This window comes from Rhodosalinus sp. K401 (assembly GCF_041365735.1).
In the GTDB taxonomy this organism is placed as follows: Bacteria; Pseudomonadota; Alphaproteobacteria; order Rhodobacterales; family Rhodobacteraceae; genus Rhodosalinus.
Genome location: NZ_JBGFSI010000002.1, coordinates 84,014 through 98,325 on the forward strand (window position 1 = coordinate 84,014; position 14,312 = coordinate 98,325).

At 69.8% G+C, this 14,312-nt stretch carries 12 protein-coding genes; 7 read left to right on the forward strand and 5 right to left on the reverse strand.

From position 1 onward, the window contains the following. Positions 1-2 precede the first annotated feature (2 nt). Both AB6A66_RS02855 and AB6A66_RS02860 read right to left on the reverse strand, forming a co-directional pair. The gene (locus AB6A66_RS02855) at positions 3-2,243 is read right to left on the reverse strand and encodes a molybdopterin cofactor-binding domain-containing protein (RefSeq protein ID WP_371054717.1); all 2,241 of its coding nucleotides are present in this window, start codon (positions 2,241-2,243) and stop codon (positions 3-5) included. Between the two features lie 3 nt (positions 2,244-2,246). Beyond that, positions 2,247-2,711, reverse strand: a complete 465-nt coding sequence (locus AB6A66_RS02860; RefSeq protein WP_371054718.1) for a (2Fe-2S)-binding protein — start codon at positions 2,709-2,711, stop codon at positions 2,247-2,249. 217 nt (positions 2,712-2,928) lie between these two features. Between AB6A66_RS02860 and AB6A66_RS02865 the strand changes: the two genes are divergently transcribed. Next, a complete protein-coding gene (locus tag AB6A66_RS02865; RefSeq protein ID WP_371036707.1) occupies positions 2,929-3,360 on the forward strand; it encodes a DoxX family protein in 432 nt (143 codons plus the stop codon). Positions 3,361-3,399: 39 nt separating this feature from the next. Here the strand turns inward: AB6A66_RS02865 and kynA are convergent, their stop codons facing one another. Both kynA and kynU read right to left on the reverse strand, forming a co-directional pair. After that, complete coding sequence (gene kynA / locus AB6A66_RS02870; RefSeq protein WP_371054719.1) at positions 3,400-4,236, reverse strand: tryptophan 2,3-dioxygenase; 837 nt, start codon at positions 4,234-4,236, stop codon at positions 3,400-3,402. A gap of 70 nt (positions 4,237-4,306) precedes the next feature. Further along, positions 4,307-5,500 carry a kynureninase gene (gene kynU, locus AB6A66_RS02875; protein WP_371054720.1) on the reverse strand — a complete coding sequence of 398 codons (1,194 nt, stop codon included), beginning with the start codon at positions 5,498-5,500 and terminating at the stop codon, positions 4,307-4,309. Between the two features lie 148 nt (positions 5,501-5,648). On the opposite strand from kynU, the gene AB6A66_RS02880 reads away from it, so the two are divergent. The 5 genes from AB6A66_RS02880 to AB6A66_RS02900 all read left to right on the forward strand — a co-directional run bounded on the left by AB6A66_RS02880 (position 5,649) and on the right by AB6A66_RS02900 (position 11,778). Further along, positions 5,649-6,593 carry an MBL fold metallo-hydrolase gene (locus AB6A66_RS02880; protein WP_371036704.1) on the forward strand — a complete coding sequence of 315 codons (945 nt, stop codon included), beginning with the start codon at positions 5,649-5,651 and terminating at the stop codon, positions 6,591-6,593. 58 nt (positions 6,594-6,651) lie between these two features. Then, positions 6,652-7,107 (forward strand): isoprenylcysteine carboxylmethyltransferase family protein, encoded by a 456-nt coding sequence (locus AB6A66_RS02885; RefSeq protein WP_371054721.1) that lies wholly within the window; start codon positions 6,652-6,654, stop codon positions 7,105-7,107. A 121-nt stretch (positions 7,108-7,228) separates the two neighbouring features. Continuing rightward, positions 7,229-8,803, forward strand: a complete 1,575-nt coding sequence (locus tag AB6A66_RS02890) for a Re/Si-specific NAD(P)(+) transhydrogenase subunit alpha (RefSeq protein ID WP_371054722.1) — start codon at positions 7,229-7,231, stop codon at positions 8,801-8,803. Positions 8,804-8,822: 19 nt separating this feature from the next. Further along, a complete protein-coding gene (locus AB6A66_RS02895) occupies positions 8,823-10,307 on the forward strand; it encodes an NAD(P)(+) transhydrogenase (Re/Si-specific) subunit beta (RefSeq protein WP_371036701.1) in 1,485 nt (494 codons plus the stop codon). A gap of 187 nt (positions 10,308-10,494) precedes the next feature. After that, a complete protein-coding gene (locus AB6A66_RS02900; RefSeq protein WP_371036700.1) occupies positions 10,495-11,778 on the forward strand; it encodes a DUF3422 family protein in 1,284 nt (427 codons plus the stop codon). On the opposite strand, the gene AB6A66_RS02905 is transcribed toward AB6A66_RS02900, so the two are convergent. Continuing rightward, positions 11,714-12,796, reverse strand: a complete 1,083-nt coding sequence (locus tag AB6A66_RS02905; RefSeq protein ID WP_371036699.1) for a YeeE/YedE thiosulfate transporter family protein — start codon at positions 12,794-12,796, stop codon at positions 11,714-11,716. The two genes, AB6A66_RS02900 and AB6A66_RS02905, sit on opposite strands and share 65 nt — an antisense overlap. A gap of 285 nt (positions 12,797-13,081) precedes the next feature. On the opposite strand from AB6A66_RS02905, the gene AB6A66_RS02910 reads away from it, so the two are divergent. After that, complete coding sequence (locus AB6A66_RS02910) at positions 13,082-14,245, forward strand: M20 aminoacylase family protein (protein ID WP_371054723.1); 1,164 nt, start codon at positions 13,082-13,084, stop codon at positions 14,243-14,245. Positions 14,246-14,312: the final 67 nt, after the last annotated feature.

Sequence of the window (14,312 nt, forward strand, 5' to 3'; positions counted from 1 at the left end):
GCCTAGGTCACGAAGTCGAACCGCCGGGCGAGCGGCAGTTCGCGGACGCGCTCGCCGGTGAGGTCGAAGACGGCGTTGGCCAGGGCGGGCATCGACGGCGGCGTGCCGGGTTCGCCCACGCCCGACAGGCGCTCCGCGGTTTCCAGCACGCGGACCTCCACCGCGGGCGCGCTGTGGATGCGAAGCGCGTCGTAGTCGGGGAAGTTCCCCTGTTGGGCTCCGCCGCCCTCGAAGGTGATCTCGCCCATGACGGCGGCGGAGAGACCGTAGAGGAGCCCCGAGACCATCTGGCTTTCGACGATGCGAGGGTCGAGCGCGGTGCCGACGTCGCAGGCGATCCAGGCCCGGGCGATGCGGATCGCGCCGTCCTCGTCCACCACCTCGACGACCTGCGCGGTGGGCGTGCCGAAGGAATAGGTGAACGCTACGCCGCGCCCGGTGCCGTCGGGCGTCTCGCCCGTCCAGCCCGACATCTCGCGCACCGCGTCCAGCACGCCTGCCGAGGGCGCGTGCACCTCGCGCATGTGGGCGAGGCGAAACTCCAGCGGGTCGGCGCCCGCGGCGTGGGCCAGCTCGTCGATGAAGCTGTCGTGGAAGAAGCCGTTGAAGGAGGCCCCGACCGCGCGCCAGAAGCCGATCGGCAGCTTCATCTCGGCCAGGTGCCCCCGGATGCGGTAGTTCGGGATCGCGTAGGGCTGGTCGTAGGCGCCTTCCACGTGGCCCTTGTCCGCCCCGGGCGGGGCAAAGCCGGCGAGGCGCTGGGCGCTCTCGCGCGTGACCGACTGCGCGGCGATCGCCCCGTCGAGGAGCACCGCGCGCCCGTCGCGCACCGCGCCGCGGAAGCGGGCGAGCGCGCCGGGGCGGTAGAAGTCGTGGCCCATGTCCTCCTCGCGCGACCAGGCGACCTGCACCGGCGTGCCCGGCATCTCCCGGGCGACGAGAGCCGCGAGCACGGCGAAATCCACCTCGCCGCGACGGCCGAACCCGCCGCCCAGATAGGTGGTGTGGATGCGCACGGCCTCGGGCGCGACGCCGGCCGCCTCCGCGCAGTGGTCGCGCACCAGGGTGGGCGACTGGAACCCGCCCCAGACCTCGAGCCGGTCGCCGTCGAGGAGCGCGGTGGCGTTCACCGGCTCCATCGTCGCGTGGGCGAGGTAGGGCACGCGATACTCGGCGGCGATCTCCGTCGCGCCCTCGGGCAGGGTGTCGGCGTCGCCGTCGTCGCGCAGCGCCGAGTTCGGCGCGGTGTCGAAGGCCCGCGCGATTTCCGCGAAAAGCGCCTCGGTCGTGTCGGGGTAGGGCGCCTCGGCCCAGTCGATCTCCACCGCCTCGGCGGCCCGGAAGGCGAGCCAGGTATTCGAGGCGACGACGGCGATCCCGGTGCCGAGGTCGATCACCCGCTCGACCCCCGGCATCTCCTCGGCCGCGGAGGCGTCGAAGGACCGCATCGGCGCGCCGAGGCGCGGGTTCATCCGCACCGTGGCGAACTTCATTCCCGGCAGCCGCACGTCGAGGCCGAAGCGGGCGGTGCCGGTGGCCTTCTCCACCATGTCCACGCGGGGCTGCGATGTGCCGAGGATCCGCCACTCCGCGGCGGGCCGGAGCGCGGGCGCGCGCGGCGGGTCGATCCGGGCGGCGGCCTCGGCGAGCTCGGGATAGGGGAGCCGCGCGCCGTCGGGCGCGATCACCGCGCCCGCCCCGGTCGAGAGCGCCTCGGCGGGCACGCCGAGCCGTTCGGCGGCGGCGGCCTTCAGCGTCTCGCGCGCGGCGGCGCCCGCGTGGCGCATCTTGTCGAAGGCGTCCACCGTGGAGGTCGAGCCGCCCGTCACCTGCAGCCCGAGCGCCTTGCCCATCACGCCCATCTGCTCGCGGATGGCGTGCTGGAGATCGGACATGGCGTAATCCTTGAAGGGCAGGCCGAGCCCGGCGAGGGCGCCGTTGTAATAGGAGTCCGAGGCCGGCCCGTGGAGGGTGCGGATCGCGTCCATCTCCACGTCGAGCTCCTCGGCCACGAGCGCGGCGAGCGTGGTGCGCACGCCCTGGCCCATCTCGGCGCGCGGCACGACGATCGAGACGCCGGCCCGGTCCACGATGACATAGGGGTTGAGCGCGAGTGCCTCGCCCTCGGGGTCGAGCGGATTGTCCACGGGCTTGCGCGCGTACCAGACGCCGAAGGCGACCCCGCCCGCCACGGCGGCGGAGCCGATAAGGAAAGTGCGGCGGGCGATCTTTCCGAGGCTCATGGCTCAGCCCTCCGACAGGCGGGCCGCCGCGGCGTGGATCGCCGCGCGGATGCGGGGATAGGTGCCGCAGCGGCAGAAATTGCCCTGCATCGCGGCGTCGATGTCGTCGTCCGAGGGCGCGGGCGTCTCGGCCAGGAGCGCCGCGGCCTGCATGATCTGGCCCGACTGGCAGTAGCCGCATTGCGCGACCTGGTGTTCGACCCAGGCCGCCTGCACGGCGTGCATGGCCTCCGGCGTGCCGAGCCCTTCGATCGTCGTCACCTCACCCCAGACATCGGCGAGCGTGACCTGGCAGGAGCGAACCGCCTGCCCGTCCACATGCACCGTGCAGGACCCGCAGGCGGCGACGCCGCAGCCGAACTTCGTCCCGGTCAGGTCGAGCGCGTCGCGCAGCACCCACAGAAGCGGCACGTCGCCCGGCAGGTCGACCTCCCGGCGCTCGCCGTTCACGGTCAGGGAAAAGGCCATGAGCATGCTCCTGTCGCGGCTTCGCCCTTGAAGCGTATGGGTCGGCGACGGAATGGCAAGAGGAGACCGCCGGCAGGGCGCCGGCGCCGCCGGCCTTGTGCGCAGGCGCACAGAGCGTCTGACGCGGGCGGGAATGGTTTTTCGAGTCCACGGCGCGCATCTGGTGTGCCATCGCGGGGGCACCCCGTTCCCGCCCGACGCTCACAGGGAGACGACGATGACCACCACGACCGACCAGACGTCCGCAGGAAACGCAGGGTTCGAAAGCTGGGCCGCCCCCGCCGGCCGCCTGATGCTCGCCGCGATCTTCGTGATCGCCGGGATCAACAAGCTGGGCGGCTACGCCGGCGTGCAGGGATACATGGAGGCGTTCGGCATCCCCGGCGCGCTGTTGCCCGTCGTGATCGCGCTCGAGTTCGCGGGCGGCCTGGCCCTCGCCCTGGGCTACAAGACGCGCCTCGCGGCGGTGTTGCTCGGGGCGTTTTCGCTGGTCTCGGGGGTGATCTTCCACCTGCTGCCCGGCCTCGAGGCCGAAGGGCTCGCCGCGCAGAACGACATCAACCACTTCCTCAAGAACGTGGCGCTCGCGGGCGGCATGGCGATGATCCTGGCCTTCGGACCGGGACGGTTCTCGATCGACGCGCGCTGACGCGTGCCGCGCGCCCGGCGTCCCTTGCGGCGCCGGGCGTCAGAGATGCGTGCGCAGGTGCCAGAGTTCGGGGAAGAGCTCCACCTCCAGCATCTTCTTCAGGTAGCTCACGCCTCCGGTTCCGCCGGTGCCGCGCTTGAAGCCGATCACCCGTTCCACCGTGGTGACGTGGTTGAAACGCCAGCGGCGGAAGTAGTCCTCCAGATCGACGAGCTTCTCGGCCAGTTCGTAAAGCTCCCAATGCGCCCCGGGATCGCGGTAAACCGTCGTCCAGGCCGCCGCCACGGCCTCGTCGGAAACGTGGGGGCGCGTGCGGTCCCGCTCCAGAACGTGGCCGGGCAGGGGCGCGACCTCCGCGTCGAGCTGCGCGAGCGCCGCGTCGTAGAGCGAGGGGCGGGCAAGTTCCGCCTCCAGCCGCGCAACGATCTCCGGCCGGTGCGCGTGGGGCCGGATCATGGCGGGGTTGCGGTTGCCCAGGGTGAACTCGATCAGCCGGTAGTGCCAAGACTGGAAGCCCGAGCTCTGGCCCAGCGCCTCGCGGAAGGTGGTGTAATCCGAGGGCGTCATCGTGCGCAGCACGTCCCAGGCCGCGTTGAGTTGTTCGAAGATGCGCGAGACCCGGGCGAGCATCTTGAACGCGGGGCGCGCGGCACCGCCCGAAAGCGCCGCGCGGGCCGCGCCGATCTCGTGCAGCGCAAGCCGCATCCAGAGCTCGGAGGTCTGGTGCTGAATGATGAAGAGCATCTCGTCATGCGCGTCCGAAAGCGGATGCTGCGCGCCGAGGATCGCGTCGAGACGCAGGTAGTCGCCGTAGGACATGGCATCCTCGAACGACATGCGCGCGCCCTCGCGGGCCGGATCGTATGGATCGCTCATGCCGGGGCCCCCGCGCCGTTCGCCGGAGCCCACGGCGCGGGGGCGGCTGCAAGCCGCGGGCGCGTCACTGTCACGTCACCGCGGCCCGGGCCCGGTAGGCCGGGTCGTCCCAGAGGTCGCCCTCCATCACCTCGGCCAGAACGTCGACCGCGCGGCGGATGTCGGCCTCGTCGATGTAGAGCGGCGTGATCCCGAAGCGCATGATGTCGGGCGCCCGGAAATCGCCGATGACACCCCGGGCGATCAGCGCCTGCATGGCCGCATACCCCTCCGCGAAGCGGAACGACACCTGGCTCCCGCGCCGGTCCGGCGCGCGCGGCGTGACCAGCTGAAGCCGCGGGCAGCGCGCCTCCACCTCCTCGATGAAGAGCGCCGTGAGCTCCAGCGAGCGGGCGCGCAGCGCGGCCATGTCCACGCCGTCCCAGACGTCGAGCGCCGCGTCGAGCGCGGCCAGCGCCAGCACCGGCGGCGTGCCCACGCGCATCCGTTCGATCCCGTCGCCGGCGCGATAGCGCGGCTCGAAGGCGAAGGGCGCGGCGTGGCCGAGCCAGCCCGAGAGGGCGGGGCGCGCGTGGTCGGCGTGGCGGGGGGCCACATAGATGAAGGCGGGCGCGCCGGGGCCGCCGTTGAGGTACTTGTAGGTGCATCCCACCGCGAAATCGGCCCCCGCGCCGGACAGGTCCACCGGCAGCGCGCCGGCGCTGTGGGCGAGGTCCCACACGGTCAGCGCGCCCGCCGCATGCGCCTTCGCGGTCAACGCCCTCATGTCGTGCAGCCGACCCGTGCGGTAGTCGACTTCGGTGATCAGCGCGACCGCCACCTCCTCGGTGATGTGTTCGGCCAGCGCCTCGGGCTCCACCACGCGCAGTTCGTGGCCCTTGTCGAGAAGTCCCGCGAGCCCTTCGGCCATGTAGAGGTCGGACGGGAAGTTGCCGCTGTCGGACAGGATCACGCGGCGGTCGGGGCGCAGCTCCAGCGCGGCGGCGAGCGCCTGCCAGACCTTGATCGAAAGCGTGTCGCCCATCACCACGTGGCCGGCTTCGGCGCCGATGAGCCGTCCCACCCGGTCGCCGGTCCGGCGCGGCTGGTCCATCCAGCCCGCGCGGTTCCAGCCGGTGATCAGCATCTCGCCCCACTCGTCGCGCAGGGTGCCCTCGAGGCGCGCCGGGGCCGCCCGCGGCAGTGGCCCGAGCGAATTCCCGTCGAGGTAGACGATCCCCTCGGGCAGGTGAAACAGGCGCTTCGTGGCGGCGAAATCGGTCATGCGCGCCCTTTCCGGCAGGTGGTCGATGCGTGGGGCGCTTCGTGCCTAAAGCCGGGGGGCGGTCCTGTCCAGTCCGCGCGCGACCGGGACGCTTTACATTCGTATTCGCCTGCGTGAATTTGACGGCAGGACATCGAGGGAGGAACGGATGAAACGCACGATCTTGGCGGCCATTCTGGCGGCAGGGGCGGTCCATGCCAGCGAGGACATTCCCGACCAGTATCCGCAGTCGGAACTCTACGAGAAGCCGGTGGAGGTGATCCCGCATGTCTGGTCGGCGATCGGCGCCACGGCGCCGCCCACCTACGAGAACGCGGGCCACAACAACAACCTGTCCTTCGTCGTCACGGGCGACGGGGTCGTGGTGATCAACGGCGGCGCGTCCGCGAAACTCGCCGAGGCGCTGCACGAGGAGATCAAGGCGGTCACCGACCAGCCGGTGAAGCTCGTGATCAACGAGAACGGGCAGGGCCACGCCATGCTCGGCAACTCCTACTGGGCGGCGCTGGGCGTGGACATTCTCGCCCATGTGGACGCGATCCACGAGATCGAGGAGAACGGGCATTTCATCCTGGAGGGGATGAAGGGGTACAACCGCGACCGCGCCGAGGGCACCGAGGTGGTGGTGCCGAACCTCTCCTTCGAGGACAGGCGCGTGGTCGAGATGGGCGACGTGACGCTGGAGGTGCTGCATCTCGGCCCCGCCCACGGGCCGGGCGACACGCAGGTGTGGATCCCGCAATGGGACATCGTCATCGCGGGCGACATCGCCTTTCACGAACGCATGCCGCCCATCTTCGCCGACACCTGCACCTCGTGCTGGATCGAGACCTTCGACGGCCCGTTCACCGAGCTCGGCGCGACCTACGTAATCCCGGGACACGGCCACCCCACGAACATGGCGCAGGTCACCCGCTACACCTCGGACTACCTCAAGGACATCCGGGAGAAGATCGGCGCGCATCTCGACGCGGGCGGCGACCTTGCCAGCGCCTATTACGTCGACCAGTCGCGCTGGGCGCATCTCGACACCTTCGAGGAACTCGCCACGAAGAACGCGGGCCGCGTTTTCGAGGAGATGGAGTGGGAATGAACGCCTCGGGCGGGCACAACCGGCGCCTCGTGGCTGCGCGGGCACGGATGACGTGGCGATGCTGAAATGGGTCGACATTCCGCCCGTCTGGCTCGCCGCCGCGCTCGCGCTGGCCTGGGCGCAGTCGCGGTGGCTGCCCATGGGGCTCGGGTTCGGCGCGGGGCCTGTGCCCGACCTTGTCGGCGGGCTTCTGGTCGGCGCGGGCGTGCTCCTGGTGCTGATGGCGGCGTTCGAGTTTCGCCGCGCGCACACCACGCTCCTGCCGCACGAGACGCCCGAGACGCTTGTCACCACGGGCATCTATAGCCGAAGCCGCAATCCGATCTATCTCGCCGATCTGCTGATCCTGGCGGGGTTCATCCTCTTCTGGGACGCGGTGCCGTCGCTCGTGCTGCTGCCCGTGCTGCTGTGGGTGCTGGAGCGCCGCTTCGTCCTGCCCGAGGAGAAGCGGATGCGCCGGGTGTTCCGGGCCGACTTCGCCCGGTACGCGCACAAGGTGCGCCGATGGATCTAGCTGTGGGACGCGGCGTGCGGCGCGCCTCGTCGCTTGTGGAGTGGCGATTCAGCGGGTAGGGATCGCCTGAGGTAAGCAAAGCCCGGGGCCGCCGGGCCCCGTCAACGGGGGGACGTGACAGGTGAAGATCGGAACACCCAAGGAAGTGCTGGAGGGCGAGGCGCGGGTCGCGATGACACCGCAAAGCGCCCGAGACCTGCAGAAACTCGGCCACGAGTGCCTGATAGAGACCGGCGCGGGCGAACGCGCGGGCTTCTCGGACGCGCTTTACGAAGAGGCCGGCGTGAAGGTCGTCCCCGGCGCCGAGGCGCTCTGGGCGGAGGCGGACGTGATCGCGAAGGTGCGCCCGCCCACCGACGCGGAAGTGAAGCGTTTCCGCAAGGGCCAGACGCTCGTCTCCTTCTTCTGGCCCGCCTCGAACGAGGCGCACATGACCGCGCTGGCCGAGAAGGGCAGCACCGTCATCGCCATGGACATGATCCCGCGGATCAGCCGGGCGCAGAAGATGGACGCGCTGTCGTCCATGGCCAATATCGCGGGCTACCGCGCGGTAATCGAGGCCGGCAACAATTTCGGCCGCTTCTTCACCGGCCAGGTCACGGCCGCGGGCAAGGTGCCGCCGGCGAAGGTGCTCGTGGTGGGGGCGGGCGTCGCCGGCCTCGCCGCGATTGGCACCTCCACGTCGCTCGGCGCGATCACCTACGCCTTCGACGTGCGTCCCGAGGTGGCCGAGCAGGTCGAATCGATGGGGGCGGAGTTCGTCTATCTCGACTTCGAGGAGGACGTGGAGGACGGCTCGGCCAGCGGCGGCTATGCCAAGCCCTCAAGCCCCGAGTTCCGCGAGGCGCAGCTGGCGAAGTTCCGCGAACTGGCGCCGGAGGTGGACATCGTCATCACCACCGCGCTGATCCCCAACCGCGAGGCGCCCGAACTCTGGACCGAGGACATGGTCGCGGCCATGAAGCCCGGCTCGGTCATCGTCGACCTCGCCGCGGAACGCGGCGGCAACTGCAAGCTGACCGTGATGGACGACAAGATCGTCACCGACAACGGCGTGACGATCATCGGCTACACCGACTTCCCCAGCCGGATGGCCACGCAGAGCTCGACGCTCTATTCGACCAACATCCGCCACCTGATCACCGATCTGACGCCCGAGAAGGACGGCCGCATCGATCACGACATGGAAGACGACGTGATCCGCGGCGCGACCATCGCCCATGAAGGCGACGTGACCTTCCCGCCACCGCCGCCGAAGGTGCAGGCGATCGCGGCGCAAAAGCCCAAGGAAAAGCCGAAGGAGCTGACGCCCGAGGAGAAGCGCGCGCAGGAGATCGCCGCGTTCAGGACGCAGACACGCAACCAGGTCACGCTGATCTCGATCGGCGCCCTGGCCGTGCTCGCCGTGGGCCTCGTCGCGCCGGCCAGTTTCATGCAGCACTTCATCGTCTTCGTGCTGTCGGTGTTCATCGGCTTCCAGGTGATCTGGAACGTGGCGCATTCGCTGCACACGCCGCTCATGGCGGTCACGAACGCCATCTCTTCGATCATCATCCTGGGCGCGCTGATCCAGATCGGATCCTCCTCGCTGCTGATCACGATCCTCGCCGCCGCGGGGGTTCTCATGGCGTCCGTGAACATCTTCGGCGGCTTCCTCGTGACACGGCGCATGCTCGCCATGTTCCAGAAATCCTGAGCGCGCAGGGGTAGAGACAATGGAATTCGGATTCACCATTGCGGCCTATGCCGTGGCCGCCGTCCTCTTCATCCTGTCGCTGGGCGGGCTTTCGGGGCAGGAAAGCGCGAAACGCGCCGTCTGGTACGGCATCGCCGGCATGGCCATCGCGGTCGTCGCGACCATGATCGGCCCGGGGCAGGGGCTCTGGCTCGTCTCGCTGGTGCTGATCGCGATCGGCGCCGTCGTGGGCCACCAGCTCGCCACGCGGGTGCAGATGACGCAGATGCCCGAGCTGGTGGCGATCATGCACAGCCTCGTGGGCCTGGCCGCCGTCGTCGTGGGCTTCAACGCGGATATCGAGATCGGCCGCGTCGCCGCCTCCTTCGCCGAGGCGGGCGTGCCCTTCCCGCGGCCCGACGAGGTGACGACCGAGGGCGCGGCCTTCGCCAGCGGCTTCAGCGGTTTCGCGGGGATCGTGGCCAAGAAGACCGCCGTCGAGATCACCATTCTCCAGATCGAGCTGATGCTCGGGATCTGGATCGGCGCGGTGACCTTCACGGGCTCCGTCATCGCCTACGGCAAGCTTGCCGGCCGCGTGGACACGTCCGCCAAGAAGCTGCCCGGCGGTCACATGCTGAACGCCGGCGCCGCGGCGGCGTCTCTGCTCTTCGCCGCGCTCTATCTCGGCGACGCGGGCAGCTGGACGCTCGTGATCCTGGCGCTGCTCGCCTTCTTCATCGGCTACCACCTCATCATGGGGATCGGGGGCGCGGACATGCCCGTGGTCGTGTCGATGCTGAACAGCTATTCGGGCTGGGCGGCGGCTGCGATCGGCTTCTCGCTCGGCAACGACCTGCTGATCGTGGTGGGCGCGCTGGTGGGCTCCTCGGGCGCCATCCTGAGCTACATCATGTGCAAGGCGATGAACCGGTCCTTCATCAGCGTGATCCTCGGCGGCTTCGGCGGTGCGACCGGCGAGGCCGCGGCGATCGAGGGCGAGCAGGTCGCCATCGATGCCGAGGGCGTGGCCAGCGCGCTCGACGAGGCGGACAGCGTCATCATCGTGCCGGGCTACGGCATGGCGGTGGCGCAGGCGCAGAACGCCGTATCAGAGCTGACGAAGAAGCTGCGGGGCAAGGGCAAGGAGGTGCGTTTCGCCATCCATCCCGTCGCGGGCCGGCTGCCGGGGCACATGAACGTGCTTCTGGCCGAGGCCAAGGTGCCCTACGACATCGTGCTGGAGATGGAGGAGATCAACGACGATTTCCCCGACACCGACGTGGTGATCGTCATCGGCTCCAACGACATCGTGAACCCGGCGGCGCAGGACGACCCGAACTCGCCCATCGCCGGGATGCCGGTGCTCGAGGTCTGGAAGGCCAAGAACGTCTTCGTCTCGAAGCGCGGGCAGGGAACGGGCTATTCCGGGATCGAGAACCCGCTCTTCTTCAAGGAGAACACGCGGATGTTCTACGGCGACGCCAAGGAGAGCCTGAACAAGCTGCTGGCGCTCGTCGACTAGGCGCCAGTCCCGGCCTATCCGTGGAAGGGCGCCCATCCGGGCGCCCTTTCGCTTTTCGAATCAGGACCTTGGGCGAAAATTGCGTCTGGGCATACCGTCGTGCACCCCTAAGCCCATGATATCGAACGGGTTTCCCGCTTTACATTTCCGCGCTGCAGCATAGGCTCGACGCAATCAGGAGAGTGCGATGCCGCCGATTTCCGATCACCCTCTGCGCTACCAGCTTGCCAACGAGCTTCACGCGCGGCCGTTCCCGACGCTTCCGGCGACCGGCCGGGCCGTGTTCATCGCCATCAAGCAGCCGGACGAGGCCCCGTCGCGGGACCGGCAGGCCGATCTCGACCACCTGATCGCGCTGCTCGACCGGCACGGCGCGGACCACCCCAAGCCGGGTGCGACGCACTGGTTCGGCCAGATCGGCAAGCACCGGATGAAATGGGAAAGCCACACGGAATTCGTGACCTACACGGCCTTCCTCGACGGGCCGGGCGAGCGGCCGTTCGACCCCGATGATTTCGCGGTCTTCCCGAGCGACTGGCTGGAGGCCGCGCCCGGCCAGCGCATCACCTCGGTCATGGTCCGTGTCGAGAACCGCCCGGAGACCGAGGCCGAGATCACCGCGCGCCTCGCCGACTGGTTCGTCTCCGAAAGCGTCGCGATCAGCCATGTGGTCGATGACGCGGCCGTGGTGGCCGGCGATTTCCGCATCGATCCGGCCGGGCATCTGCGCTTCGCCGTCTTCCCGTCCGAAGACACCGGCCGGCGGCGGGTGGGGCGGATCGTGCAGCGGCTCCTCGAGATAGAGACCTACAAGACGATGTCGATGCTGGGGTTCCAGCGGGTGCAGTCGCTCGGGCCGCGCATGCACGAGATCGACACGGAGCTCGGCCGCCTGATGTCCGGGCTCACCGAGGAAGGCGGAAGCGCCGAGGACACGCTCAAGGCCCTGCTGACAGTCTCGGCGGAGCTCGAGTCGCTGTCGGCCCAAAGTGCCTTCCGCTTCGGCGCCACGGCCGCTTATGAGGCGATCGTGACCCAGCGGATCGAGGTCCTTCGAGAGGAACGTTTCGCCGGCCGCCAGACCTTCGCGGAATTCATGATGCGCCGCTTCGATCCGGCGATCCGCACCGTGAAGCACACCGAGCGCCGGCTGCAGACGATGGCGGACCGCGCGATGCGCGCCGGCGACCTGCTGCGGACGCGGGTGGACGTGGCGCGCAGCGCGCAGAACCAGGCGCTTCTGGAAAGCATGGACCGCCGCGCGGACCTCCAGCTGCGCCTCCAGAAGACGGTGGAGGGGTTTTCCGTCGTCGCCATCAGCTATTACGCGGTCTCGCTTGGCGGTTATCTGCTCTACCCGCTCGCCGACGCCATTGGCGTGAGCAAGGGCACGGTCACCGCCGCGATCACTCTGCCGGTTGTGGCCGTGGTGTTCGTCGCGGTGCGCCGGATGCGCGGAAAGATCGGCTGAGCGGGCGCAACGCGGCCTCGGTGAGGCGCGCGCCCGCCGCGATGGCGCAAAGCGCGAGAAGCGCGGCCACCGACAGGGTCGGGATGCCGGACAGTCCCGCCCCCAGCGTGCAGCCGCCCGCAAGCACGCCGCCCACGCCCATCAGCGCCGCGCCGGCAAGGTAGCGACCCGTCTGCGCCGGTCCCTCGAAGCCCTGCCAGCGGAAGCTTTTGAAGAGAAGCGCGGCGGCAAGGCCGCCCCCGAGAACCCCGGCGACGAGCCCCGTGCCGAACCCCGCGGGGATCGAGGTCGCCGCGACCGTCCAGAACAGGCTCTCGGCGATCGGCCCGGTGAACGAAAGGCTTTGCTGCGCGATCGGATCGAAAGCGTCCTGCAGCACGAGCCCCGTGCCGACCCACCCCGCCGGCACCAGAAAACCCAGCGCCACGGCCAGCGCCAGCGTGCCGGCCCGGTTGCTGGACCCCAGCGCGACCGCCAGCGCCGCGGCGCCGAGAAGCCCCGCCCAGACCGGCGCGCCGCCCGGCAGCGCCGCGAGGCTCGCCGCCTCGCCCAGCGGCAGCGTCGCCGAGCCCAGCGCGACGCGGAGCGGCGCGAGCGCGCCGGTCATTGCGGCCTGGGCCGAGATGCCCGCCACCAGCAGCACGAGGACGGCGCGCAGGTTGCCGCCGCCCGCAAGCACGGCGAGCCGCGAAAGGCAGCCGCGGGTCAGCACCATGCCCGCCCCGAACAGCAGGCCGCCGGCGATGACGGCGATCACGGGCAGGTCCGCGGCGTGGAACCGGTGATCGGAGAAGCCGATCCATCCCGCGGCCACCGCCGCCTGCGTGCCGAGAAGCGCCGCTGCGAGCGCCGCGAGCCAGACGCCCATTGCCGCGCGGCGGTCCTCCCCCACCAGCGCGCGGCGGAAACAGAAGCCCGTACGCTCGGCGAGCACGCCGAAGGCGAGGCCGAGCGTGAGCGCGAAGATCACCGCCGCTTGCGGCGCGGTGAACGACTGGATGCCAAGCGTTTCGTACATGGGACATCTCCGTGGATCGGAATACGCGTCCAAATGATCCGGAAGAAACGGTGTGGCAAGAGTGTAGCGAGCCGCTTACGGGTGGTTTGCATGGGAAATTTTCCCGGCGCGCGACGGGGGGTCGGACGGGTGTCCGGCTTCGTGATCGGGCGCGGCATGATGGTCCGCCGCCCGCGCCGCGGGGTGGATTGGTTCCTTTTTCGCATCCGCGCGGCCCAAGCGCCCCCTGTCCGGCTTCTGCCTGCGGTGCTACATGTCTTCAAGGAGCCGCTGAGGAGAGACGCGATGGCCGTCAAGAATCGCTTTGCTGAAATGCACGACGAAATCACGGCCTGGCGCCGCGACCTCCACGAGAATCCCGAGATCCTGTTCGACACGCACCGAACCGCGGGCCTGGTGGCTGAGAAGCTCCGCGCCTTCGGCTGCGACGAGGTGACCGACGGTATCGGACGCACCGGCGTCGTCGGCGTGATCCGGGGTCGAAGCAACAACTCCGGCCGCGTGATCGGCCTTCGTGCTGACATGGACGCGCTGCCGATCGAGGAGAAGACGGGCAAGCCCTACGCCTCCAAGACGCCCGGGGCGATGCACGCCTGCGGCCATGACGGGCACACCGCGATGCTGCTCGGCGCCGCGCGCTATCTCGCGGAGACGCGCAACTTCGACGGGACCGCCGTCGTGATCTTTCAGCCCGCCGAAGAGGGCGGCGGCGGCGGCAAGGAGATGTGTGACGACGGGCTGATGACGCGCTGGGGCATTCAGGAGGTCTACGGCATGCACAACTGGCCCGGCATGCCGGCAGGCAGCTTTCACATCCGTCCGGGGGCGTTCTTCGCGGCCACCGACCAGCTCGACATCCGCTTCGAGGGCAAGGGCGGGCACGCCGCGAAACCCCACGACACGGTGGACACCACGGTGATGGCCGCGCACGCCGTCACCGCGCTGCAGACCATCGCGAGCCGCAACGCGGACCCGGTGGAGCAGATCGTGGTCTCCGTGACGAGCTTCCAGACCTCGTCCACCGCCTTCAACGTGATCCCGCAATCGGTGCATCTTCGGGGCACCGTGCGCACGCTGAGCCCCGCGATGCGTGACCTGGCCGAACGCCGGGTGCGCGAGATCTGCGAGGGCGTCGCGGCCACCTTCGGCGGGCGCGCGGAGGTGGACTACCAGCGCGGCTACCCGGTGATGGCGAACCACGAGGCCGAAACCGCCTTCGCCGCCGAGGTGGCCCGCGCGGTCGCGGGGGATTGTGGCGAGGCGCCGCTCGTCATGGGAGGCGAGGATTTCGCCTTCATGCTGGAAGAGCGCCCGGGCGCCTATATCCTGGTGGGCAACGGCGACACGGCGATGGTCCACCACCCCGAATACGACTTCAATGACGAGGCGATCCCGGCGGGCTGCTCCTGGTGGGCCGAACTGGTGGAGCGGCGCATGCCCGCCGCCTGAGGCCCCGCCTCTGGCCATTCCCCAAGGCCTGGGCTAGGGGGCGGCAGCCGCCGCCTGTGAGGACAGC

Excerpts from the sequence above, each read along its gene's own strand:
- AB6A66_RS02885 (WP_371054721.1), top strand. The coding sequence starts at position 6,652 with ATGCTGAAATGGGTCGACATTCCGCCCGTCTGGCTCGCCGCCGCGCTC.
- AB6A66_RS02900 (WP_371036700.1), top strand. The coding sequence starts at position 10,495 with ATGCCGCCGATTTCCGATCACCCTCTGCGCTACCAGCTTGCCAACGAG.
- AB6A66_RS02860 (WP_371054718.1), bottom strand. The coding sequence starts at position 2,711 with ATGGCCTTTTCCCTGACCGTGAACGGCGAGCGCCGGGAGGTCGACCTG.
- AB6A66_RS02905 (WP_371036699.1), bottom strand. The coding sequence starts at position 12,796 with ATGTACGAAACGCTTGGCATCCAGTCGTTCACCGCGCCGCAAGCGGCG.
- AB6A66_RS02895 (WP_371036701.1), top strand. The coding sequence starts at position 8,823 with ATGGAATTCGGATTCACCATTGCGGCCTATGCCGTGGCCGCCGTCCTC.
- kynU (WP_371054720.1), bottom strand. The coding sequence starts at position 5,500 with ATGACCGATTTCGCCGCCACGAAGCGCCTGTTTCACCTGCCCGAGGGG.
- kynA (WP_371054719.1), bottom strand. The coding sequence starts at position 4,236 with ATGAGCGATCCATACGATCCGGCCCGCGAGGGCGCGCGCATGTCGTTC.
- AB6A66_RS02910 (WP_371054723.1), top strand. The coding sequence starts at position 13,082 with ATGGCCGTCAAGAATCGCTTTGCTGAAATGCACGACGAAATCACGGCC.
- AB6A66_RS02855 (WP_371054717.1), bottom strand. The coding sequence starts at position 2,243 with ATGAGCCTCGGAAAGATCGCCCGCCGCACTTTCCTTATCGGCTCCGCC.
- AB6A66_RS02880 (WP_371036704.1), top strand. The coding sequence starts at position 5,649 with ATGAAACGCACGATCTTGGCGGCCATTCTGGCGGCAGGGGCGGTCCAT.
- AB6A66_RS02865 (WP_371036707.1), top strand. The coding sequence starts at position 2,929 with ATGACCACCACGACCGACCAGACGTCCGCAGGAAACGCAGGGTTCGAA.